Raw genomic sequence first — 23190 nt, forward strand, 5'->3', positions numbered from 1 at the left:
TGGAGGAGAAGCGCGTGCAACTGGTACTGGACAAGATCAGCAGGAAGCAGGGGGCTGACGACTTTTTATATCCGATGTCGCTGGCCCTGGTGCCGGGCGCCATCAACGTCTTGCTGGGCACCACGCGTGCCGGCAAGACGACCTTGATGCGCGTGATGGCGGGCCTGGACAAGCCCAGCGGGGGCACGGTCACGGCCGATAGCGTCGACGTGACGGGCGTGCCCGTCAGCAAACGCAACCTGGCCATGGTGTACCAGCAATTCATCAACTATCCGGCCTTCACCGTCTACGATAATATCGCCTCGCCCTTGCGCCTGCGCAAGGTACCCGAGGAGCAGATCCGCACGAAGGTGCTGGCGCTGGCCGAGCGCCTGCACATCACGCCGTATCTGCAGCGCACACCGGGAGAATTGTCGGGCGGCCAGCAGCAGCGCACGGCGCTGGGGCGCGCGCTGATCAAGGATGCGTCCTTGCTGCTGCTTGACGAGCCGCTGGTCAATCTCGACTACAAGCTGCGCGAGGAATTGCGCCGCGAATTGACGGAACTGTTTTCCAGCGGCAGTACGACGGTCGTGTACGCGACCACGGAACCGCTGGAAGCGCTGCAGCTGGGCGGCCACGTGGCCGTGCTGCACGAGGGACGTTTGCTGCAGCAGGGACCGACCCTGGACGTCTTCAACGCCCCCAATTCCATCGACGTGGCGCGCACTTTCAGCGACCCGCCCATCAACCTGATCCCCGCCCGCGTGGATGCGAACGGCGTGGCGCAGGCGGCCGATGGCCTGTCGATCCATTTGAGCGGCGCGCAGCGCGCCCGCCTGGGCGGCAGCACGCAGGTGATCCTCGGCGTGCGCGCGCACAGCCTGCATCTGTCGCCGCAGTCCGATGGCGACGTGGCCATCGCGGCACAGGTGGATTTGGCGGAAATCAGCGGCTCGGAAACCTATGTGCATGCGCGCCGGGGCGACCTGGCCCTGGTGGCGCAGCTCGGCGGCGTGCACAACCTGGAGATCGGCAGCGCCTGTACCGTGTATTGCCAGCCGCATGCCTTGCTGATCTTTGCAAGCGATGGCGGCCTGCTGTTCGCTCCTGTGCAAGGAGGGGCGTGACATGGCGCGCATCGAACTGGTCGACCTGGCCCACGCCTACAAACCGAACCCGACGGCCCCCGCCGACTATGCGCTGCGGCCCATGAGCATGGAATGGCATGACGGCGGCGCCTACGCCTTGCTGGGGCCGTCCGGCTGCGGCAAGACGACCTTGCTCAATATTATCTCCGGCCTGGTCAAGCCGTCGCATGGCAAGGTGCTGTTCGACGGCAAGGACGTCACGCAACTGCCGACCGAGGCGCGCAATATCGCGCAAGTGTTCCAGTTTCCCGTCATCTACGACACCATGACCGTGCACGACAACCTGGCGTTTCCGCTGCGTAATCGCGGCTGGAAAGAGATCGAGGTGAAAAAGCGCGTGCAGCAGGTGGCGCAGATGCTGGAATTGACGGGCGACTTGAAGCTGCGCGCCAGCGGCCTGTCGGTGGATGCCAAGCAAAAGATTTCGCTGGGACGCGGCCTCGTGCGTCCCGACGTGGCGGCCGTGCTGTTCGACGAACCGCTGACGGTGATCGACCCGCATCTGAAATGGCTGCTGCGCAGAAAGTTGAAGGAAATCCACCACGAACTGAAATTGTCCCTGATCTACGTCACGCACGACCAGGTGGAAGCGCTGACCTTTGCCGACCAGGTGGTCGTCATGACGCAGGGCGAAGTGGTGCAGACGGGCAGCGCGCAAGCGCTGTTCGAGGAACCAGAGCACACGTTTGTCGGCTATTTCATCGGCAACCCGGGCATGAACTTGCTCGATTGCACCCTGGACGATGGCGGCGTGCGCGTGGCGGGACAGCTATTGGCCGTGTCCGCTGCCGCCCGCGCCGCGCTGTCTGGCGCGCAAGGGAAAATCACGGTGGGCGTGCGGCCTGAATTCGTCGAATGCGTGAAAGCGGGCGAGGGTGGCGAAGGTGGCGACCATTGCCTGGACGCCACGGTCACGGCCGTGCGCAATATGGGCACGCATTACCTGGCGGAATTCCAGCTGGGCGGCGCGACGGTGGCGGCCAAGCTGCGCGCCATCGATGCCGTTGCCGGGAATGCTGTGCGGCTGCGCTTTCCGCCGCAACGCACCCTTTACTATGTCAACGATAAGCGGGTGGCCTGATGATACATAACGGTAAAACCGATAACAACCGCCGCGCCTGGCTATTGATCTTGCCCGTGCTGCTGTGCGTGGCCTTTTCCGCCATCCTGCCCCTGATGACGGTGGTCAATTATTCCGTGCAGGATATCCTGAGCCCCACGCAAAAGGTCTTCGTGGGTACGGAGTGGTTTCGCATGGTCATGCTGGACGGCGACTTGCACAGCGCCTTGCTGCGCCAGTTGCTGTTTTCCGGCTCCGTGCTGGCCATCCAGATTCCGCTGGGCATTTTGATTGCCCTGTGCATGCCGGCCGATGGCTGGAAGGCGTCCCTCGCCTTGGTGCTGATCGCGCTGCCCCTCTTGATACCCTGGAACGTGGTGGGCACCATCTGGCAAATCTTTGGCCGCGGCGACATCGGCCTGATGGGCTATACCCTGAACCAGCTGGGCTTTGACTACAACTACAACGGCAATTCGCTCGACGCCTGGCTGACGGTGATGGTGATGGATATCTGGCACTGGACGCCGCTCGTCGTGCTGCTGTGCTATGCGGGCTTGCGCGCCATTCCCGACGCGTATTACCAGGCGGCGCGCATCGACGGCGCCTCGCGCCTGGCCGTGTTCCGCTACATCCAGCTGCCGAAACTGCGCAATGTGCTGATGATCGCCGTCTTGCTGCGCTTCATGGACAGTTTCATGATCTACACGGAACCGTTCGTGCTGACGGGCGGCGGGCCGGGCAATGCCACCACGTTCCTGTCGCAGTACCTGACGCAAAAGGCCGTGGGCCAGTTCGACCTGGGGCCGGCGTCCGCGTTTTCCCTGATCTATTTCCTCATCATCCTGCTGTTCTGCTTTGTGCTGTACACCTGGATGCAGCGCGTTGGTACGGGAGACCAGAAATGATGCACAAGAAAATGAGCAGCACCATCCTCGTCGTCTTCCTGCTCGCGTCCCTGTTGCCCATCTACTGGATGCTCAACATGTCGCTCAAGACCAACGAGGAAATCGTCGGCGTGCTGAGCCTGTGGCCCCAGCAATTGACGTTCGCCAACTACCACACGATTTTTACCGACCGGTCCTGGTACAGCGGCTACATCAATTCCATGATCTACGTGGCCTTGAACATGGTGATGTCGGTCACGGTCGCCTTGCCGGCCGCCTATGCTTTCTCGCGCTACAACTTTGTCGGCGACAAGCATTTGTTCTTCTGGCTGCTGACCAACCGCATGACGCCGCCCGCCGTCTTCCTCGTACCTTTCTTCCAGCTGTATTCGACGGTGGGCCTGATGGATACGCACCTGGCCGTGGCGCTCGCGCACATGGTTTTCAACGTGCCGCTGGCGGTGTGGATACTGGAAGGCTTCATGTCCGGCGTACCCAAGGAAATCGACGAAACGGCGTATATCGACGGCTACAGCTTCCCGCGCTTCTTCATCCGCATCTTCTTGCCGATGATCAAGTCGGGCGTGGGCGTGACGGCGTTCTTCTGTTTCATGTTCAGTTGGGTGGAATTGCTGCTGGCGCGCACCCTGACGTCCGTCAATGCCAAGCCGATTGCCGCCACCATGACGCGCACCGTGTCGGCGGCCGGCATGGACTGGGGCGTGCTGGCGGCGGCCGGTGTGCTGACCATCGTGCCCGGCGCGCTGGTGATCTGGTTCGTGCGGCATTACATTGCCAAGGGTTTCGCGATGGGGAGGGTGTGACATGGAAAATACCGATAGCACAGCCAGCCTGTTCGGCTGGATGGCGTGGACGCCGGAAGTGGCCATCTTCTTTATTTGCATCGGCTTGATGCTGGCCGGCATGACGGTGTGGCAAATCCGTTCGCCCAGCATCGAGCGCAAGGGTTTTTTGCCCATGCCGACGACGCGCGGCGACCGTTTGTTCATCGGCTTGCTCACGGCGGCCTATGTGAATCTGGCGTGGGCGGGGTTTACGGAAATGCAGCAGGCGATTGGTGCTGCCATCAGTTTTGTGTTGTTGTTGATTGTCATGCGTTGGGGATAACCGGCTTGCCGGTGTTGATGGATGCCGTACCGCCAGCAGGCGGCCGGTAAAAACTATAAAAGGAGATTCACGATGAAATTGAAGTTCACGGTCTTCGCGGCTGCGGCCATGCTCGTGTCGAATGCGGCCCTGGCCGACGCCAAGCAGGCGCAAACCTGGATCGACAAGGAATTCCAGCCATCCAGCCTGAGCAAGGAGCAGCAGCTTGCTGAAATGAAATGGTTCATCGATGCGGCGGCCAAGCTGAAAGCCAAGGGCATCAAGGAAATTTCCGTGGTTTCGGAAACCATCGACACCCACGTCTACGAATCGAAGACCCTGGCCAAGGCCTTCGAGGAAATCACGGGCATCAAGGTGCGCCACGACATCATCCAGGAAGGCGACGTGGTGGAAAAGCTGCAAACGTCGATGCAGTCCGGCAAGAGCATCTATGACGGCTGGATTTCCGATTCCGACCTGATCGGCACCCATTACCGCTACGGCGCCGTCGAGCCGCTGTCCGACTACATGGCCGCCAAGGGCAAGGAATTTACCAATCCTGGCCTGGACTTGAAAGATTTCATCGGCATCAGTTTTACGACGGCGCCCGATGGCAAGGTCTATCAACTGCCCGACCAGCAATTTGCCAACCTGTACTGGTTCCGCGCCGACTGGTTTGCGCGCAAGGATTTGCAAGCCAAGTTCAAGGCCAAGTATGGCTATGAGCTGGGTGTGCCGCAAAACTGGTCCGCGTATGAAGACATCGCCGATTTCTTCACGAATGACGTAAAGGAACTGGACGGCAAGAAAGTCTATGGCCACATGGATTATGGCAAGAAAGATCCGTCGCTGGGCTGGCGCTTCACCGATGCGTGGCTGTCGATGGCTGGCGCGGCCGACAAGGGCATTCCGAACGGCATGCCTGTCGACGAGTGGGGCATCAAGGTCGCGGCCGACAAGTGCACGCCCGTGGGCGCGTCGATGTCGCGCGGCGGCGCCACCAATTCGCCGGCGGCCGTCTTTGCGCTGACGAAATACATCGACTGGATGAAGAAATACGCGCCGCCGCAGGCGAACGGCATGAATTTCTCGGAATCGGGCCCCGTGCCGGCGCAGGGCGAAATCGCCCAGCAAATCTTCTGGTACACGGCGTTTACGGCCGGCATGACGAAACCGGGCTTGCCAGTGGTCAACAAGGATGGCACGCCGAAATGGCGCATGGCGCCGTCGCCGCACGGCCCGTACTGGAAAGAGGGCATGCAGAATGGCTACCAGGACGTCGGTTCCTGGTTCCTGTTCAAGTCCACGCCCGATGACCGCAAGGCTGCCGCCTGGCTGTACGCGCAATTCGTCACGTCGAAAACCGTGTCGCTGAAGAAATCGATCGTCGGCCTGACGTTTATCCGCGATTCCGACATCCGCCACGATTACTTCACGAAACACGCGAACGAATACGGCGGCTTGATCGAGTTCTACCGCAGCCCCGCTCGCGTGGCGTGGACGCCGACCGGCAACAACGTGCCCGACTATCCGAAGCTGGCGCAGCTGTGGTGGAAGAACGTGGCCACGGCGATCACAGCGGAAAAAACGCCGCAAGCGGCCATGGATAACCTGGCCGAGGAAATGGACCAGGTCATGGCGCGTTTGCAGCGTGCCGGCATGAAGGCGTGCGCGCCCAAGCTCAATCCGAAGGTCGATCCGAACCAGTATCTGTCGGACCAGCACGCTCCATGGAAAAAGCTGGCGAATGAAAAGCCGAAGGGTGAAACGATAGCCTACGACAAGCTGCTGCAAGCCTGGAAAGAAGGCAAGGTAAGGTAAACTGCCGCCGCAGTGCTGAGGGCACGGAGCTTGATGGCTCCGTGCCTGTTTTTACCCGTTTTTCGCACCACCAGACAATGACCAAATACATACTTGCTTTAGATCAGGGCACCACCAGTTCGCGCGCCATCCTGTTCGACCATGCGGGACGGCCGCACGCCAGCGCGCAGCGCGAGTTCCGCCAGATTTTCCCCCAGCCAGGCTGGGTCGAGCATGACGCGAACGAAATCTGGGCCTCGCAAGAGGGCGTGCTGCACCAAGTGCTGCGCGACAGCGGCGTGGCCGCGTCCGACGTGGCCGCCATCGGCGTGACCAACCAGCGCGAAACGACGGTGCTGTGGGACCGCGCCACGGGTGAACCCGTCGCCAACGCCATCGTCTGGCAAGACCGCAGAAACGCCGCTTACTGCGAGCAGCTGGTCGAGCAGGGCAAGGCGGACGTGATCCAGCAAAAGACGGGGCTCGTGCTGGACGCCTATTTTTCCGCCACCAAACTTAAATGGCTGCTCGACAACGTTCCCGGCGCCCGTGCGCGCGCCGAACGGGGCGAGCTGGCCTTCGGCACCGTCGACAGCTGGCTGATCTACAAGATGAGCGGCGCCCACTTGACGGACACGAGCAACGCGGCGCGCACCATGCTGTTCAATATCCACACCCTGCAATGGGACACGGACCTGCTGGCGCTGCTCGACATTCCCGCCTCCCTGCTGCCCGACGTCGTGCCCTCGAGCGGCGTGGCCGCGCACACGCATGCGGCACTGCTGGGCGTGTCCGTGCCGATCGCCGGCATCGCGGGCGACCAGCAGGCGGCGACGTTCGGCCAGGCCTGTTTGAAGCCGGGCATGGCCAAGAATACCTACGGCACGGGCTGCTTCATGCTGATGAACGTGGGCAAGCGCCCCTTGCCATCGAAAAACCGGCTGTTGACGACGGTGGGCTGGAGCCTGGGCGCGGGCAGCGACAAGACAGATTATTTGCTCGAAGGCAGCGCCTTTATCGCGGGCGCGGCCGTGCAATGGATGCGCGACGGCATCGGCATCATCCGCGACTCGTCCGAAGTGGAAGCGCTGGCCACCAGCGTGCCCGATTCGGGCGGCCTCGTCTTCGTGCCCGCATTCGCTGGCCTCGGCGCGCCATACTGGGACCCGTATGCGCGCGGCACCCTGATCGGCATCACGCGCGGCACGGGCAAGGCCCACATCGCGCGCGCGGCATTGGAGGGCGTGGCGTACCAGAACGTCGACGTCCTGTCCGCCATGCAGGACGACGCGGGCATCGCGCTTTCCGAATTGCGCGTGGACGGCGGCGCGGCCCGCAACGACATGCTGATGCAGTTCCAGGCCGACATATTAAATGTGCCCGTGGTGCGCCCCGTGGTAACGGAAACGACAGCCTTGGGCGCCGCCTACCTGGCGGGCCTGGCCGTGGGTTTCTGGGAATCGCAGGAAGAAATCGCCGCCCAGTGGCAGGTGGGACGCCGTTTCGAGCCGAAGATGGCGGCCGATGAACGCTTGAGCCGGCTGCACAAGTGGCAGCGCGCCGTGGAAAGGTCGCGCGACTGGAGCGAGTAAATGTATTGGCTCAGTGCAGCGCAAAATACACGGCGTAACCTACCGTTTCGCGCGGCACCGAGTACACGTCGCGCAGCTCGAAATAGGGCGCGTGCACGTTGCCGCTGACGGTGATGCCGCTGCGCTCCAGCGCCAGCCGGAAGCGGGGCACGTGAAAGTATTGCGTGGCCACCATGGCCGTGTGCCAGCCGTGCTGGCGCATCAGGGCCGCCGCGTTGCGGGCCGTGGCGTCCGTCGTCCAGCCTTGATTATCTTCGATGATGGCGCTGGCCGGCACGCCGCGCGATTGCAGGTAGCGGGCCATAGCTGCGGCCTCGTCAAAACCTTCCTTGCCCGTCGCCCCGCTGACGAGGATGCGCGGCGCCCTGTGTTCCTGAAATTGCTTGAGCGCGACGTCGAGTCGCGCCTGCAGCCGGGGGCTGGGCGTGCCGTCTGACAGGATCGTATTGCCCGGCACGACGATCACGTCGGCAGGGGCCAGTTTGTCGTTGAGTCCCGCCAGCACCAGGGCGGCGGTGGCCAGGAGGAAAACAGCAAGAGCACTCAAGCTCAGGAGTATGATTTTTCGCATCGTTGATGGTGAAACTTGTCGTGGACGCATCATACGCGCCCACTCCTGCATGTGTCAGTTCTGCAGGCGCGGTGAACGGCCAAGTAAAGTTGCAACTTAGTTCAGCGGGACAATCCTGGCATGCACATCGGCGTGCTCGCGCAACAGGTACAGTAAGGCTGATCCGTCTATCAGTTCGATCGGCTTATCAGATGAAAAAACATAGGCATCGGGTCCATAGCGGCTGGTCGTAACCAATATGCCTTTGTTCGCACCTTCATTCAGCATGGTTCCGTACAAATCGCGAACGGCGCTCACGCCAACCGCATCCTTATATCGTTTGGCCTGGATGACCACCTTGCCACCCAACACAGGACGGATATCAAATGCCACGGCGTCTACACCACCGTCGCGCGAACCGCGGGTGAGCTTGGTTTCGAGTCCCATTTTGCTGAACAAATTGGCGACCAGGTCTTCAAATTGCGATGGGCTTAGTTCGAGCAAGTTGGAGCGGTTTTCCAACTCGTTCAAGGAATTGCCCTGCACAATGAAGCGCTTGTCGACCATGTTGAATTCGATGATAGGTTTGACCGCGAGCAGTTCCTCGGGACGGGGTGAAACATGGGCGCCCAAGGTGCGCAAGCATGCAACGGGATCCGCCCGCTGCAAATTTATGGCAAGAAACGTGTCACGCGCCGTACGCACTGAAATAACGGGCACGCGGATGTCATGGCCCGTTGCGGGGTCATGGGTATTAATGATTCCCGTAAAGGCGAGTACTTTGATTGCCGATGCCTGATCCGCCTCAAACAGTTCATGCATGGTGCGCAGGGCGATTTCAGCGATCAGCTGCCGGTAAATATCCTGAATTTCCGATGGCTTGCGGATCTTTGATTCGATGCTGTCCTTACTTTTGACGTAGCGAAATTCGCTTGTCGTCGGCACGATGGAAATCAAGGGCAACTCATATTCGACAGCCAGTGTGCCATTCAAACCGTCATAGGCGACGCGAAATTCCTGGGGAAAGTCGTTCAGTGGGTATTCTGATCTGGATAGCACCATGTCGCAATAGGTGACCACGGCATCGCAGTCGTGCGAGAAATATTCCGCCTTGAACTGATCAATTGCACTGTTCCTTTCGGCTTGGCCAGCATGGAAGGCCGCTTTTCGCGCATCGTATTCGCGACGTTCTTGATCTTTGAAAAATTGTTTGGCGATTTCCTGGATACTGAAAGCGATTAACTGCCGGTGATAGTTTTCTGTTGAATTTTTTATTTTAAGTTCATGACGTTTTGCTACATGGGGCATGAATGCTGACCATGAAGGAGGCGGGTGGTGCAGAACTTCCTCCGGAGCGGAGGTGCTGAATAAACGGGGGGATATTTCAAACGGGGCGAATTTTTCTGTTGGCCGAAGACTGTCGAAACTGATCGTATCGTCGACATCAAGGGTGTGGGCCAGCACGCCGCGCAAACCAGCGAGGCAATCCTCAATCTCTTCATTCTTGTCTGCGACCTCCTGTTGCCTCAAATCCAGATAGTCGATCTTTGCCTGCTTTTCTGCCGCCTTTGTATCGCGCATCGATTGCGCAGCAGCCATGCGTTCGTTGCGTTCATGAACCCGCCGTATCGTGGCTGCGCCTCGTGCTTGTCTTGCTTGCTCTCTCTCGGCAGCTGCGATAGCTCTGCTCGTGGCACGGATGAAACCTTCCAATCCAGAGCGTCGGCCCATGTCATATCCCTAGTTCATTGTGGTAATAATAGAATACCGCAAGAAAGTTTTTATCTGGACAATAAATTGATATTCCCAAGTGATCATTGCATTTTTACCATATGCCCAGGAGCCCGCGAGGTTAACTAGGTGTATCTGCATTCAAAATGGATGAAGCGATTGCACCCAAAGATCTTGGCCTGCGATCAGGAATGACCTCCGGATGGATATCCTCATCGGCCGCGATGACATCCGTGGCCCGTTCCAGCTCAATAGCCTGAACCGTCCCACCGTGGTGATCAACCGCCGCAGCGGCGTGATCACGGTCGACGGCGTGATCAAGTTCAGCGGGCGCTGCGACGCCGATGACGGGCACCGGCGCTTTTAGTTACCGCGTCAGACGGACGCAGCCTTGCGCGCGCGCTGGTTCGACAGATAAATATTGTCGATTTCCAGCGGCTTGCCTTCGCTTACGGCCTTGAGCCAGTCCTGCGTGCTGGCGACGGCGGCGAAATTCGAGTGGAACACGGCGCTGAAGACGCGGTGGATTTCCTCGGCGCTGGCCGTGCCGCCCGCATTGGCGTAGGGCAGGGTACCGGTGGCGTCCTGCAGGAATTCCACCTGCAAGCCATCGTGCGCGGCCTGGTAGATGGTGGCCGCGTCGCAGTTGTGCGTCATGTAGCCGATGACGCTCAGGGTGTCGATGCCGTGACTATCGAGCCAGGCGCGCAAGTCCGTGCCCGCAAAGGCGCTGCCCATGGTCTTGTTGATGCGGTGGTCTGCGGCAAAGGCGGCCACTTGCGGATGCAGCTGCCAGCCGTCGCTGCCCTTGGCGAAAATGGGCGAGGCTTCCGGCGCGTCGTGCTGGACGACGATCACGGGTACGCCGGCGGCGCGCGCGGCGGCCATGGCCTGGACGATGTTGGGCAGGGAAATGTCGACGGACGGATATTCGATGGGCATGTCGCCCGTGAAGTATTCATTTTGTACGTCGATGACGAGCAGGGCGCGGCGTGGGGTGCTGGACATGGGTTCTCCTTGAGCGGTTGAAAGAGGAGACAGTTCCTCGATACAGCCATTTTCAAGCTGCGGGGCGTAAATAAAAAGTGGCCCGAAGGCCTATCTAAGATAAAATCGGGCCATGACTACTTCTCTTGCCTTTGCCGCTCCGTTGACGGTGGCCGTGATCGCCTTCGACGGCATGACGCCGTTTCACCTGTCCGTGCCTTGCCTCGTGTTTGGCGCCCAGACCGACGAGGCCGATCTGCCGCCTTTCCACGTGCGCGTGTGCGCCGCCGATCCCACACCGTTGCGCACGGCGGCCGGTTTCGGCATCACGCCCGAGTTCGGCCTGGAAGGACTGGACGGGGCTGATATCGTCATCATGCCGGCCTGGCACGACGATTGCCGCGATGCGGCCGCGCCCCTGGTCGCGGCGCTGCAGGCGGCCAGCCGGCGCGGCGCGCGCATGGTGGGCCTGTGCCTGGGCGCGTTTCCCCTGGCGCAGGCGGGCTTGTTGGATGGAAAGAGCGCGGCCACGCACTGGGGCATGGCGGACCGGCTGGCGGCCCGCTATCCCAAGGTCAAGGTGGACCGGGAAGTGCTGTATGTGGACGATGGCGCCGTGCTGACGTCGGCCGGCGTGGCGGCCGGCCTCGATTGCTGCCTGTATTTGCTGCGCCAGCTGGCGGGCGCCGAAGTGGCGAACCGGGTGGCGCGCCGCCTGCTCGTGGCGCCGCACCGCCAGGGCGGGCAGGCGCAGTTCATCGAGCGCCCGCTGCCCGTGTCCGGCAGCGAAGGGCGCTTTGCCGACGTGCTGGCCAGCGTGACGGCCAGCCTGAGCCAGGCGCACAGCATCGATGCGCTGGCCGAACAGGCCGCCATGAGCCGGCGCAATTTCACGCGCCACTTCCGCCAGGCCATGGGCACGTCGTTCAAGCAGTGGCTGCTGAACCAGCGCCTGGCGCATGCGCAAGGCTTGCTGGAAAAGAGCGCGGCCTCGATCGACATCGTCGCGCAAGAGGCTGGCTTCGGCACGGCCCTGTCGCTGCGCCAGCATTTCCGCGCGAACTTGCAGACGTCGCCTTCGGCGTATCGCAAGCTGTTCCGGCAGCAGCTAGGCCAGGTCGCCTGACCATAGCATGGCGGGGTCCCGGCTGCCGTGCGGCAGCATCGCGCTGACGGCGATTTGCCGCGCGATGAAGGCGGCTGGATCGAAGGCGTAGCGTTCCTGGAACGAGACGGTTTCCGCGCTCATCAGTTCGGCATACGTTTGCATCAATGTCGAGGCGCGTATCGGGTCGCCCTGGGCCAGGTAGTCGTCGATGGCGGCCAGCAGCACGCGATAATCCCCATTTTCCTTGCTGCCGCCAAAGTGGAACGACAACTGCCCGCAGGCGCGCCAGATGGGGTCAAGCTCCCCCTCCGGCACCGGTTGCGTGCGCAGCCATTGCAGGGCTTTCAGGGGCGGGCCGCCAAATGACGGCGGGGAGATGATGGCCTGGATGGCCACCCTGACGGCGTCGTCTGTTCTTCCTGCGCGCACGTACTGGCCATGTAGCAAGGCCAGGGCGTCCGTATATTCGGGAACGATGGCCAGCGCCGCTTCCAGCAGCGCGATGGCCGCCTCCGGCTTGCGCTGCGCGATCAATTCCTTGGCTTCCAGGAAAGCGGCGCGCGGCGAGGCGGGGTCGTCGGCCAGCGATGGCGTGTCGACATACTCGTCTTCCGCTGCTGCGTAGGCTTGCAGAAACGCCGTCAGGCTGGAAAAGTGCGGCTGGATGCGCCATTCGTCGTGCCACGTTTCGACAACGATGGGTTCGCTCGCTTCACGGCCGATGGGCCAGTACAGGCCGAACGTGTCGCCATTGCCCAGTGCACTTTCTGCAAACGGGGTGAAGCCGAGCGGCGGATACGCAGTCGTGTGTTGCCAGTCTTGTTGCGCCGAGATGTGGGCGAGGCTTGCGGGTAATTGCATGGAAGCACCGGAGGAGAAAACGCCAGTGTAGGGCAAGAGGACGCGGCGGGCGCGTCCTCATGGCTTGCTTGCGCGGCCTACTTGCGCGGCTCGTGTATCCGGAATTTCCTGACGATACCGGCCTGGTCGAACATGACGGCCACTTCGCGCGTGCCTTTTTCGCCGAGCAGGGGGATCAGCCGCGTCACCTTGGGCGCTTGCAGCTGGTTCTTGTAGACCCAGACTTCATAGCCGGGATCGAAGCTGACGACGGTGGCGTTGCCCAGGGCCGCGTCGAGGTCGAGGCGGGTGGTCTTGCCGACCTTGATGTTCTGATAGATGGCGCCATTGTCCGGCGCGCGGTTGACCTTGTATTCACTGGCGGTGCACATGGCCACGGCCAGGCCCGCGAGGCAGGAAGCTGCCAGTTTGATCAATGTGTTCATAGGGACTCCCAGTGTGCATCACTGCTTCCAATCTCAGAGGGGACGGGCGTGATGTCAGGAGAGGAGTGTGCTTGCGAACCAGGTAAAGTGCTACAAGATTATACAAAGGTGCAAAAAACGATGCCTTTGGTGCCGGTAGCCGGTACTTTTATCGGCTCTGCAATACGTCGGTCGACAGCGCCAGCGTTTCCTTGATTTCTTCCATCACCACATAGCTTTTCGATTGCGCGGCGCCCGGCAGCTGCAGCAGCATGTCGCCCAGCAGCTTGCGGTACTCAGCCATTTCATGGATGCGCGCCTTGATCAGGTAATCGAAGTCGCCCGACACCAGGTGGCATTCCTGCACCTCGGGAATTTGCAGCACTTCGCGGCGGAATTGCTCGAAGGCGGACGCGGATTTTTGATTGAGCGTAATCTCTACAAAGACGAGCAGCTTGGCGCCCAGCGCGGCCGGGTTCACCTTGGCATGGTAGCCCGTGATGACGCCGTCGCGCTCCATGCGCTTGACCCGCTCGATGCAGGGCGTGATGGACAGTCCCACCTGTTCACCGAGGTCTTTCATCGAGATGCGGCCATCCTGTTGCAGGATGCGCAGGATGTGGCGATCCAGCTTGTCGAGGCCACGTGCCGATTCTTTAAGGATTCTCATGATTTATTGCTGAATATCTCGATTTATACGTGAACAAATACTGGCTCTTTCCCAATATGATAGCGGTTAATCTGGCGTCAGCCTAAAAAAATATAATGAGGAAACTATGCGTATCGTGATTCTGGGTAGCGGCGTCATCGGCGTCACCAGTGCTTACTATCTGGCCAAGGCAGGACATGAGGTGACCGTCATCGACCGTCAGCCGGGCCCGGCACTGGAAACCAGCTTCGCGAATGCGGGGCAAATCTCGCCCGGCTACGCTTCGCCATGGGCTGCGCCCGGCATTCCCCTGAAAGCCGTGAAGTGGATGATGCAGCGCCACGCGCCCCTGGCCATCTCGCTCGACGGCAGCGCCGCCCAGCTGAAATGGATGTGGCAGATGTTGCGTAATTGCACACCGGAAGCGTATGCCGTGAACAAGGAACGCATGGTGCGCCTGGCCGAATACAGCCGCGACTGCTTCAAGGTCCTGCGCGCCGAGGCGGGCATCACCTACGAAGGCCGCCAGCAAGGCACGATGCAATTGTTCCGCACCGAAAAGCAATACAACGATGCGGCCAAGGATATCGAAGTGTTGAAAGACGCTGGCGTGCCGTACGAAGTACTGCAGCGCAACGAACTGTCGCGCGCCGAACCGGCCCTGGAAGCCGTCAAGGATAAGCTGTTCGGCGGCTTGCGCCTGCCCAACGATGAAACGGGCGATTGCCAGCTGTTTACCACGCGCCTGTCGGAAATGGCCGTGGCGCTGGGCGTAAAGTTCCGTTACGGCGTATCGATCGACGCGCTGCTGACGCAGGGCGATGAAATCGCCGGCGTGCAGTGCGGCGCGGAAATCGTCAAGGCCGATTCCTATGTGGTGGCGCTCGGTTCCTATTCGACGGGCTTCATGAAGCCGCTGCTCGATATTCCCGTGTATCCATTGAAAGGCTATTCGATCACCGTGCCGATCGTCAACGCGTCCAAGGCGCCCGTGTCGACCATCCTCGATGAAACCTACAAGATTGCCGTGACGCGTTTCGATGACCGCATCCGCGTGGGCGGCATGGCGGAAATCGCCGGCTACAACCTGAACCTGAACCCGCGCCGCCGCGAAACCCTGGAAATGGTCGTCAACGACCTGTTCCCTGGCGGCGGCAATACGGCGGAAGCGACCTTCTGGACGGGCTTGCGTCCGATGACGCCGGACGGCACGCCGATCGTCGGCCGCACGCCGCTGCGCAACCTGTTCCTCAACACGGGCCACGGCACCCTGGGCTGGACCATGTCCTGCGGTTCGGCGCAATTGCTGGCCGACCTGATGTCGTCGAAGAAGCCGGCCATCCTGGCCGACGACCTGTCCGTCAGCCGCTACAGCGGCGCGCAGGGCCATGGCAAACTGCAGCACGCGGCGGCCTGAGATGGGGGCCAGTATGCCTCCGAAGGAACGTAGCGGCGCCATCCTGACGGTGGACCTGGACGCCGTGCGCGCCAACTACCGCTTGCTGCGCGACAAGGCGCACCCGGCCGCCTGCTCGGCCGTCGTGAAGTCCGACGCGTATGGCCTGGGCGCCGCGCAAGTGGGCGCGGCCCTGTATGAAGAAGGCTGCCGCCACTTTTTCGTGGCGCACCTGGAAGAGGGCATCAGCCTGCGCCCGCATGTGGCGCCGGACGCCGACATCTTCGTGCTGCACGGTCCGCCCGTCGGCACGGAAGGCGAATTCACGGCCCATGGCCTGATTCCCGTGCTCAACAGCGAGCCGCAGGTGGCTGGCTGGCGCGCGCATGCGAAGGCGCTGGGCAAAACCTTGGAAGCGAATGTGCAGGTCGACACGGGCATGTCGCGCATGGGTTTGTCGCCGCAGGAAATCGACGCTTGGCTGCGGGATCCGCACTTTCTCGACGGCATCAAAGTGCGCTACCTCATGAGCCACCTGGCTTGCGCCGACGAACGCAGCAACCCCATGAATGGCGAGCAGCTGGCCCGTTTCACGGCCATCCGCGCCCGTTTGCCGCAGTACCGCGCCAGCCTGGCCAATTCCTCGGGCATCTTTTTGTCGCCCGATTATCACTTTGACCTGGTGCGCCCGGGCGCGGCCCTGTACGGCATCGGGCCGCAGGGCGGCGAACCGAATCCCCTGCGCTCCGTGGTGCGCCTGCAAGGCAAGGTCTTGCAGACGCGCACGATTGCCGCCGGCGACCACGTGGGCTACAGCCGCCGCTACACGGCCAGCGAGCCGCGCCAGGTGGCCACTGTTTCCGTCGGTTACGCCGATGGCTGGCTGCGCAGCATGAGCAACCAGGGCCTGGCCATCGTCGATGGCGTGAAAGTGCCGCAGATCGGCGCCATCTCGATGGATTCCATCACGCTCGATGTGAGCGCCATCGCCGAAGAGCGCGTCGCGCCGGGCAGCCTGGTCGACCTGATCTGCGCCGAACACCCGGTCGATGCCGTCGCGGCCATGGCCAATACCATCGGCTACGAGGTGCTGACCAATCTGGGCGGGCGCTACTACCGCGAATACCAGGGATTGGCTGGCGCACGCTAAGCAGCGCGAAACCCATGATTGTGTGGCAAGATAGCCCCGGTGTGAACTCCACTCCGGGGCTTCTTTTTAACCATCATCGGGGATATATATGAGCCAATATAACGTTGCTATCATCGTCGGCAGCCTGCGCAAGGATTCCTTCAACCGCAAGCTGGCCGACGCCATCGTCAAGCTGGCGCCGCCCGAATTTTCCTTCAAGTACATCGAAATTGGCGACTTGCCGCTGTACAACCAGGATGACGATGGCGCACAGGCCGAGCAGGTGCTGCGCCTCAAATCCGACATTTCCGCCTCGCAAGCCTTGCTCTTCCTCACTCCCGAATACAACCGCTCGATTCCCGGCGTGCTGAAAAACGCGCTCGACCACGGTTCGCGTCCGTATGGCCAGAGCGTGTGGGGCGGCAAGCCGGGTGCCGTGCTCGGCGTGTCCGTCGGTGCCACGGGCACGGCCCTGGCGCAGCAGCATTTGCGCAATGTGCTGTCCTACCTGGACGTGCCGCTGCTGGGACAGCCCGAGATGTTTATCCAGGCCAAGGATGGCCTGTTTGACGAGCATGGCGGCATCGGTCCGGCCAGCCTCGGTTTCTTCCAGGGCTGGATGCAGCGCTACGTGGACTGGGTCCGCAAGCACGCTATCCACGCTTGATGCAGATCAAAGCGGCAGCGTTCTGCGTTGCCGCTTGTACATTTTCTTTGACCATGGATGCCAATATTTCAATATTGGCACGGGCGTCTCGGTATAATGCGCTCTTTCTTTAGCGCAATACTTTCCAATTTCTTGCCGACCCCATGTGGACTAAACCTGTTCTGCGCATGAATCTGCGCCGTTTGATCGTGCTCGTGGCCTTTATCAGCGCCCTGGTGTCCCTGGCCAATACCTTCTATGCCAGCTACAGCGTGCAGCGCCAACTGCTGATCGATACGACCCTGGAAGCGAACCACGCGTATGCGAGCAAGCTGGCCAGCACGGCCGAGGATTTCCTGCAGTCGGCGCGCCAGCAACTGGCCTACAGCGCCGGCAGCCTGCCATCGCGCATGGGCGACGACGCCTGGCTGACGGATGAGGCGCAGCGCCTGCGTTTGCAAACGAACAGCTTCAATTCCGTGCTCATCGTCGATGCGGACGGCAAGGTGCTGGGCGTGTCGCCGGAAACGCTGGCCCTGAAAAACCGCACGCTCGACTCCGTCGGCGCCGTGCAGGCGCTGCGCGAACGGCGCCCGCTGGTGACGCAGCCCTACGTTTCCTCGGCCGGCAACCTGGTGGTCTTCATTTCGCATCCCATCATTGGCAAGGATGGCCGCTACCTCGGTTATGTGGGCGGCAGCATCTACCTGAAACAGAAAAACATCCTGTACACCATGCTGGGCCAGCATTACTACCGCGACGGCTCCTACCTGTACGTGGTGGACCAGAACCGGCGCCTGCTGTACCACCCGGACCCCGAGCGTCTGGGCGACCTGGCCGGCAAGAATGACGTCATCGACACCATCGTCGCGCAGCAGGGCGGCGGCAACCGGCGCATGAGCAACAGCCTGGGCGTGGACATGCTGGCCGGCTACGCCGTCATGCCGTCGACGGGCTGGGGCATCGTGGCGCAGCGTCCCACGGCCATGACCCTGGCCCCGCTGAACCAGCTGATGGCCAACACGGTATGGCATTCGCTGCCGATCGCCTTGCTGAGCCTGCCATTCATCTGGTGGCTGGCCAGCCTGATTTCACGCCCCCTGATGCAGCTGGCCGACGGCGCGCGGCGCATGGATGCGCCCGGCACGGCCGAGCACATCGCCGGCATCCGTGCCTGGTATGTGGAGGCGGCGCAAATCAAGAAAGCCCTGCTGAAGGGCTTGGCGTTGTTGCAGAACAAGATCGGCAAGTTGAAGACCGACGTGCAGACAGACCCGCTGACAGGCCTGTCGAACCGGCGCGGCATGGCGGCGGCGCTCGACGTCTGGCAGGCGCAGGCGCGGCCGTTTTCCGTCATCGCCATCGACATCGACCATTTCAAGCAAGTCAACGACCAGTGGGGCCATGCCGTGGGCGACGACGTCATCCTGCGCCTGGCGCAGCTGATGCGCGCCTGTTCGCGCGATGCCGACGTGCTGTGCCGTACTGGCGGCGATGAATTCATCATGCTGCTGCCCGACGCCGACCTCGACGCGGCCCTGCAGGTGGCCGAGCGTTTGCGCGCCAGGGTGGCCGCCGCCGTGATTCCCGGCGCAGGCGCCATCACGGTCTCGCTGGGCGTCGTGTCGTCGGAACAGGAGGCGGGCACCACGGACGCCGTGCTGCTGGCTGCCGATGCCGCGCTGTACGTGGCCAAGGAAAACGGACGCAATTGCGTGGGCATCACGGAGCCTGCCTGATAAACTGATCCGCTGTTTTCTGTTGCATCTGAGCCTGTCCGCTTTGCCCGCCAGCGCTTACCATGTGACCCTGATCAGCTACAACGAGGACAACGGGCATGGCAGGGATGGATATTGATGACGTTTGAGCAAGCACCTGGCATCCGCTGCGAAGTCGCTGGACAGCCGCACCCGCTGTCCTTCCTAGGCTGCCGCGGACTCAACTATGGCCAGCACAGCGTGCTGCCGCTGCACCCGTTCCGCCTGAGCGTGCCGGAAGCGGCGCTGGCGGATTTGCTCGACGAGCCGTTCAACAGTTTTATCCAGACTTGCCGCGAGGACGACCTGCAGGACGAGGAAAGCGACTTGCCCGCGCTCAAGGAAGCGGGCTATCCCGACATCACGGCCATGCTGGCGGGCCACCGGCAGCTGCTGGCCGAAATGCTGTACGACTTCATGATCAGCGATTTAATGGACGCGATCGGGCGAGCCAGCGGCTACCGGAGTCAGGTTCCACGCTACTGGGGTGATGTGGAGGCGGCGGACAACCGCGCGTATTTCATCGTCAATGAAGTGGAGACAGTCTCTTTTGCCGATGGTCAGGTCATATTCGAAGGGCAGGGCTACTACGGCACCTACGTCATCTGGCTGACGCACGGCTATGTCCGTAAATAGGGGCTTGACCTTCCTCATGTGGGAAGGTTTATAGTTGTGCCATGAACCGTGCCTTTTTCCGCTTTCTCGCCCGCTCGCTGCTCTGGCTGCTAGCCGTCACGCTGCCCTTGCAGGGCTTTGCGTCGGCCATGCGCAGCTGCTGCGTGGATGAGCTGGCGGTCACGGTCACGGTCGCCGTCGAGGCAGTGCAGGCGCCCCAGTGCCACGACATGGCCGGCATGCACATGCAGAACCAGCCGATGAAAATGGCCATGGACGATGGCGGCGCCACGCACCACGGCCATGATTGCAGCAACCATGGCGCTTGCACTGTGGGTGCCACGGCGCCGCCCGGCATGCCTGCCTTGCACGCCTTGACCCTGCGCGCGCCGCCTCCGGCGCTGGCGCCCGACTCCCTGTTCGCCGGGCATATCCCGCCTGGTCCCGAACGTCCCCCAAGAAGCACGCGCTCCGCCTGACCGCCCGTTGAACCTGGCGGTGCCGCCGTCGCACGTCCCAGCATCCTGAGCCTTGCACCGGCCGCGCCAGCGTTCCAGTCGCGCGCCCGCCGCGCCATACCCTGTCATTCAAGGAACACCATGAAACACCTGTTCAGCTTCGCGCTGGCTGTGCTGCCGCTGGCTGCCGCAGCGCAGTCCCAGCCCGCCCCGCAAGAGGCGCAAGCATCCGTGCCGGCCACCACCTACCGCTCCGCCTTTGCCGGCTACCGTCCCGCCGCCGAGGACGAGGCCACGCCCGACCAGACCTGGCGCGCCGTCAACGACAAAGTCGGCAAGGCCGGCGGCCACATGGGCATGATGAAAATGGATGGCCACAAGATGGACGGCCACAAAATGGAAGGGCACAAAATGGAAGGGCACAAGATGCCGATGGCCCAGCCCAACCCCAGCCCCAAGCCGGATAAGCCTGCCCCGCAACATCAGCACCACCAGCATGAAGGACACTGACATGACGCGTTTCAAGAACCCGTATGGCCTCACGCCGCTGGCCCTGGCGGCCGTCCTGCTGCTCAGCGGCTGCGCCAGCTTCAGCCAGGATGGCGGCATGCAGACGGTCTCCGCGCTGGCCGACGCCCGCACGGGCGCCCCGGCGGCGCTGGCGGACAAGGGCGGCGAGGACAAGCTGACGCAATTGCTGGCCCAGCCCCTGGACGCCGACAGCGCCGTGCGCATCGCCCTGATGAACAACCACGGCATGAAAGTAGCGCTGGCCGAGCTGGGCGCGTCCGAATCGGACCTCGTGCAAGCGGGGCGCTTGCGCAATCCCGGCCTGTCGTTCGGCCGCTCGCACGGCAGCCACGGCAATGAAATCGACCGCGGCGTCAGCTTCGACCTGGCCGGCCTGCTGACCATGCCGATGCGCGTGAACATCGAGCGGGGGCGTTTCGAGCAAGCCAAGCTGCAGGCCGCCAGCAGCGCCGTGCAACTGGCATCCGACACGCGCCGCGCCTACTTCAACGCCGTGGCCGCCGTGCAGACGGAAGCGTTCATGCAGCGCGCGCTGCTGTCGGCCGAGGCTGGCGCCGAACTGGCCACGCGCTTGCAGCAGGCGGGCAACTGGAGCCGCCTCGACCAGGCGCGCCAGCAAGTGTTTTATGCGGACGCCGTCGGCGACCTGGCCCGCGCCCGTCACCAGGCATTGGTGACGCGCGAGCACCTGACGCGCTTGCTGGGCCTGTGGGGCAAGCAGACCAGCTTTACTTTACCGTCGCGCTTGCCCGACTTGCCGGCCCAGGCGGCGGACGCGGGCAATATCGAGGCGCAGGCGATGGAGCAGCGCCTCGACGTGCAAAGAGCGAAACTCGACGTGCATGCGACGGCCGATGCGCTGGGCTTGTCCAAGGTGACGGGCTTCGTCAATGTGCTCGACGTGGGCTACACCAACAAGAGCAGCAGCGAGGCGCCGCGCGAAAACGGCTATGAAGTGTCGCTGGAACTGCCGCTGTTCGACTGGGGCTCGGCGCGCAATGCGAAGGCGCAAGCGCTGTACGAGCAGTCGCTGCAGCGCACGGCGGGGACGGCTGTCAAAGCCCGCTCGGAAGTGCGCGAAGCGTATTCGAGCTACCGCACGGCCTACGACCTGGCGCGCCACTACCGCGATGAAGTCGTGCCGCTGCGCAAGACGATCTCGCATGAAGTATTGCTGCGCTACAACGGCATGCTGGCCAGCGTCTTCGAGCTGCTGGCCGACGCGCGCGAACAGGTCGCCAGCGTCAACAGCGCCATCGAAACCCAGCGCGATTTCTGGATCGCGCAAACCGAATTGCAGTCAGCCATCAATGGCAGCGGCCCAGCCAACAAGGAATAATGATGATTACACGTAGAAACTTTTTCATGAATGCGGGCGCCGTCGCCCTGAGTGCGGCCGCTGTCAGCCGAGTCGGTGCGGCCTCGTTGCCGGAAGCCGTCAGCATGGCCGGCGCCGATACCAAGGCGCCGCCACCACCTCCGAACGGGCGCCCGTACAATCCCGTCGTCACCCTCAACGGCTGGTCCTTGCCCTGGCGTATGAACAACAACGTCAAGGAATTCCATCTGGTGGCCGAACCCGTCGTGCGCGAACTGGCGCCCGGCATGCAAGCGAACCTGTGGGGCTATAACGGCCAGTCGCCAGGGCCGACGATCGAAGTGGTGGAGGGCGACCGCGTGCGCATCTTTGTCACCAACAAATTGCCGGAACACACGAGCGTGCATTGGCATGGCCAGCGTTTGCCGAACGGCATGGATGGCGTCACGGGACTGACCCAGCCGGGCATCGCCCCCGGTAAGACCTTCGTCTATGAATTCGTTGCCAAGCGGCCCGGCACCTTCATGTACCACCCGCATGCCGATGAAATGACGCAGATGGCCATGGGCATGATGGGTTTCTGGGTCACGCACCCGAAAGACCCGAACTTCATGAAGGTGGACCGCGATTTCGTCTTCTTGCTCAGCAACTACGACATCGATCCCGGCAGCTACACGCCGAAGATCATGACCATGACGGATTTCAATTTGTTCACCTTCAACAGCCGCGTCTTCCCCGGCATCGACCCGATGGTCGTGCGCCAGGGCGACAAGGTGCGCGTGCGCGTGGGCAATCTCACCATGACGAACCACCCGATCCACATGCATGGCCACGAATTCGAGGTGACGGGCACCGATGGCGGCTGGACGCGCCCCGAATCGCGCTGGCCCGAAGTGACGACCGATATTGCCGTGGGCCAGATGCGCGCCGTGGAGTTTACCGCCACGGACCTTGGCGACTGGGCTTTCCACTGCCACAAATCGCACCACACGATGAATGCCATGGGACATGATGTGCCCACCATGATCGGCGTCGACCACCAGGGCGTGGCGGCGAAGATCAACCAGCTCGTGCCCGGCTACATGGTGATGGGCGAACGGGGCATGGCCGACATGGGTGAAATGCAGATGCCGATTCCCGACAATACCCTGCCGATGATGGCGGGAGACGGCCCCTTCGGCGCCATCGGCATGGGCGGTATGTTTACCACGGTCAAGGTACGCAAAGACCAGAAACCGGGCGACTACCGCGACCCGGGCTGGTACAAGCATCCGGCCGGCAGCGTGGCCCATGAATGGACGGGCGCCTTGCCGGCACCGGTGCGCGGCCAGGGCGCGGGCAAGCCGGTGACAAAAAGCGGCGTGGAGATGACGGTGCGCAAGCCAGGTGGGCACAGCGGGCATTGATGCGCCCCTCCCGGGGACTTGCTAACACGGCAAGCTCCGGGGTGTGTTGCTTCAAATCAATGAATTGTTGC

24 protein-coding genes are annotated in these 23190 nt (G+C 62.2%); 18 read left to right on the forward strand and 6 right to left on the reverse strand.

Going from position 1 to position 23190, the window contains the following annotated elements; translation table 11 throughout:
• Window positions 1–14: 14 nt before the first annotated feature.
• The 7 genes from SKZ59_RS06375 (at window position 15) to glpK (ending at window position 7573) form a co-directional block, all read left to right on the forward strand.
• Entirely contained in the window at window positions 15–1109 is a 1095-nt protein-coding gene (locus SKZ59_RS06375; RefSeq protein WP_319991130.1) for an ABC transporter ATP-binding protein, read from the forward strand.
• Between the two features lies 1 nt (window position 1110).
• Entirely contained in the window at window positions 1111–2211 is a 1101-nt protein-coding gene (locus SKZ59_RS06380; protein WP_319991131.1) for an ABC transporter ATP-binding protein, read from the forward strand.
• On the forward strand, window positions 2211–3095 hold the full coding sequence (locus SKZ59_RS06385; protein WP_034754965.1) for a carbohydrate ABC transporter permease: 885 nt from the start codon (window positions 2211–2213) through the stop codon (window positions 3093–3095). Before SKZ59_RS06380 ends, SKZ59_RS06385 begins: the two co-directional genes overlap by 1 nt.
• Window positions 3092–3898 carry a carbohydrate ABC transporter permease gene (locus SKZ59_RS06390; protein ID WP_034754968.1) on the forward strand — a complete coding sequence of 269 codons (807 nt, stop codon included), beginning with the start codon at window positions 3092–3094 and terminating at the stop codon, window positions 3896–3898. The genes SKZ59_RS06385 and SKZ59_RS06390 overlap by 4 nt, the downstream gene beginning before the upstream one ends.
• 28 nt (window positions 3899–3926) lie before the next feature.
• Entirely contained in the window at window positions 3927–4202 is a 276-nt protein-coding gene (locus SKZ59_RS06395; protein WP_034755012.1) for a DUF2160 domain-containing protein, read from the forward strand.
• 72 nt (window positions 4203–4274) lie between these two features.
• Window positions 4275–6002 (forward strand): ABC transporter substrate-binding protein, encoded by a 1728-nt coding sequence (locus SKZ59_RS06400; RefSeq protein ID WP_034754970.1) that lies wholly within the window; start codon window positions 4275–4277, stop codon window positions 6000–6002.
• Window positions 6003–6079: 77 nt separating this feature from the next.
• On the forward strand, window positions 6080–7573 hold the full coding sequence (gene glpK, locus SKZ59_RS06405) for a glycerol kinase GlpK (RefSeq protein WP_319991132.1): 1494 nt from the start codon (window positions 6080–6082) through the stop codon (window positions 7571–7573).
• Window positions 7574–7583: 10 nt separating this feature from the next.
• Here glpK and SKZ59_RS06410 read toward each other — a convergent pair whose 3' ends face one another.
• Both SKZ59_RS06410 and SKZ59_RS06415 read right to left on the reverse strand, forming a co-directional pair.
• Window positions 7584–8120: a YdcF family protein gene (locus SKZ59_RS06410; RefSeq protein WP_254671506.1), complete on the reverse strand. Its 537-nt coding sequence runs from the start codon at window positions 8118–8120 to the stop codon at window positions 7584–7586.
• Window positions 8121–8240: 120 nt separating this feature from the next.
• Window positions 8241–9854 carry a restriction endonuclease gene (locus tag SKZ59_RS06415; protein WP_070302010.1) on the reverse strand — a complete coding sequence of 538 codons (1614 nt, stop codon included), beginning with the start codon at window positions 9852–9854 and terminating at the stop codon, window positions 8241–8243.
• Window positions 9855–10056: 202 nt separating this feature from the next.
• On the opposite strand from SKZ59_RS06415, the gene SKZ59_RS06420 reads away from it, so the two are divergent.
• Window positions 10057–10221: a hypothetical protein gene (locus SKZ59_RS06420; protein WP_161781513.1), complete on the forward strand. Its 165-nt coding sequence runs from the start codon at window positions 10057–10059 to the stop codon at window positions 10219–10221.
• An 8-nt stretch (window positions 10222–10229) separates the two neighbouring features.
• On the opposite strand, the gene SKZ59_RS06425 is transcribed toward SKZ59_RS06420, so the two are convergent.
• On the reverse strand, window positions 10230–10862 hold the full coding sequence (locus tag SKZ59_RS06425; protein ID WP_034754976.1) for a cysteine hydrolase family protein: 633 nt from the start codon (window positions 10860–10862) through the stop codon (window positions 10230–10232).
• Window positions 10863–11004: 142 nt separating this feature from the next.
• On the opposite strand from SKZ59_RS06425, the gene SKZ59_RS06430 reads away from it, so the two are divergent.
• Entirely contained in the window at window positions 11005–11967 is a 963-nt protein-coding gene (locus SKZ59_RS06430) for a GlxA family transcriptional regulator (protein ID WP_413774545.1), read from the forward strand.
• Here the strand turns inward: SKZ59_RS06430 and SKZ59_RS06435 are convergent.
• The 3 genes from SKZ59_RS06435 to SKZ59_RS06445 form a co-directional block, all read right to left on the reverse strand.
• Window positions 11950–12810, reverse strand: a complete 861-nt coding sequence (locus SKZ59_RS06435; RefSeq protein ID WP_319991134.1) for a tetratricopeptide repeat protein — start codon at window positions 12808–12810, stop codon at window positions 11950–11952. The two genes, SKZ59_RS06430 and SKZ59_RS06435, sit on opposite strands and share 18 nt — an antisense overlap.
• A gap of 77 nt (window positions 12811–12887) precedes the next feature.
• Window positions 12888–13235 (reverse strand): hypothetical protein, encoded by a 348-nt coding sequence (locus SKZ59_RS06440; protein ID WP_034754978.1) that lies wholly within the window; start codon window positions 13233–13235, stop codon window positions 12888–12890.
• Window positions 13236–13383: 148 nt separating this feature from the next.
• Window positions 13384–13884, reverse strand: coding sequence for an Lrp/AsnC ligand binding domain-containing protein (locus SKZ59_RS06445; protein ID WP_034754979.1), 501 nt, complete (start codon window positions 13882–13884; stop codon window positions 13384–13386).
• A 106-nt stretch (window positions 13885–13990) separates the two neighbouring features.
• Here SKZ59_RS06445 and SKZ59_RS06450 point away from each other — a divergent pair, with 106 nt between their 5' ends.
• The 9 genes from SKZ59_RS06450 (at window position 13991) to SKZ59_RS06490 (ending at window position 23119) form a co-directional block, all read left to right on the forward strand.
• Complete coding sequence (locus tag SKZ59_RS06450; protein ID WP_070302005.1) at window positions 13991–15280, forward strand: D-amino acid dehydrogenase; 1290 nt, start codon at window positions 13991–13993, stop codon at window positions 15278–15280.
• A 13-nt stretch (window positions 15281–15293) separates the two neighbouring features.
• A complete protein-coding gene (gene alr / locus SKZ59_RS06455; protein ID WP_319991135.1) occupies window positions 15294–16409 on the forward strand; it encodes an alanine racemase in 1116 nt (371 codons plus the stop codon).
• An 88-nt stretch (window positions 16410–16497) separates the two neighbouring features.
• Window positions 16498–17055 carry an NAD(P)H-dependent oxidoreductase gene (locus SKZ59_RS06460; RefSeq protein ID WP_319991136.1) on the forward strand — a complete coding sequence of 186 codons (558 nt, stop codon included), beginning with the start codon at window positions 16498–16500 and terminating at the stop codon, window positions 17053–17055.
• A 167-nt stretch (window positions 17056–17222) separates the two neighbouring features.
• Complete coding sequence (locus SKZ59_RS06465; protein WP_319991137.1) at window positions 17223–18773, forward strand: sensor domain-containing diguanylate cyclase; 1551 nt, start codon at window positions 17223–17225, stop codon at window positions 18771–18773.
• A gap of 117 nt (window positions 18774–18890) precedes the next feature.
• Entirely contained in the window at window positions 18891–19427 is a 537-nt protein-coding gene (locus SKZ59_RS06470; protein ID WP_319991138.1) for a hypothetical protein, read from the forward strand.
• Between the two features lie 41 nt (window positions 19428–19468).
• On the forward strand, window positions 19469–19885 hold the full coding sequence (locus SKZ59_RS06475; protein ID WP_319991139.1) for a hypothetical protein: 417 nt from the start codon (window positions 19469–19471) through the stop codon (window positions 19883–19885).
• Window positions 19886–20005: 120 nt separating this feature from the next.
• On the forward strand, window positions 20006–20374 hold the full coding sequence (locus SKZ59_RS06480) for a hypothetical protein (RefSeq protein ID WP_319991140.1): 369 nt from the start codon (window positions 20006–20008) through the stop codon (window positions 20372–20374).
• A 1-nt stretch (window position 20375) separates the two neighbouring features.
• A complete protein-coding gene (locus tag SKZ59_RS06485) occupies window positions 20376–21734 on the forward strand; it encodes a TolC family protein (RefSeq protein WP_319991141.1) in 1359 nt (452 codons plus the stop codon).
• A gap of 2 nt (window positions 21735–21736) precedes the next feature.
• Window positions 21737–23119: a multicopper oxidase family protein gene (locus tag SKZ59_RS06490; protein WP_070301998.1), complete on the forward strand. Its 1383-nt coding sequence runs from the start codon at window positions 21737–21739 to the stop codon at window positions 23117–23119.
• Window positions 23120–23190 lie beyond the last annotated feature (71 nt).

Source organism: Janthinobacterium sp. GMG2 (assembly GCF_033949445.1).
Classification (GTDB): Bacteria; Pseudomonadota; Gammaproteobacteria; order Burkholderiales; family Burkholderiaceae_D; genus Janthinobacterium; species Janthinobacterium aestuarii.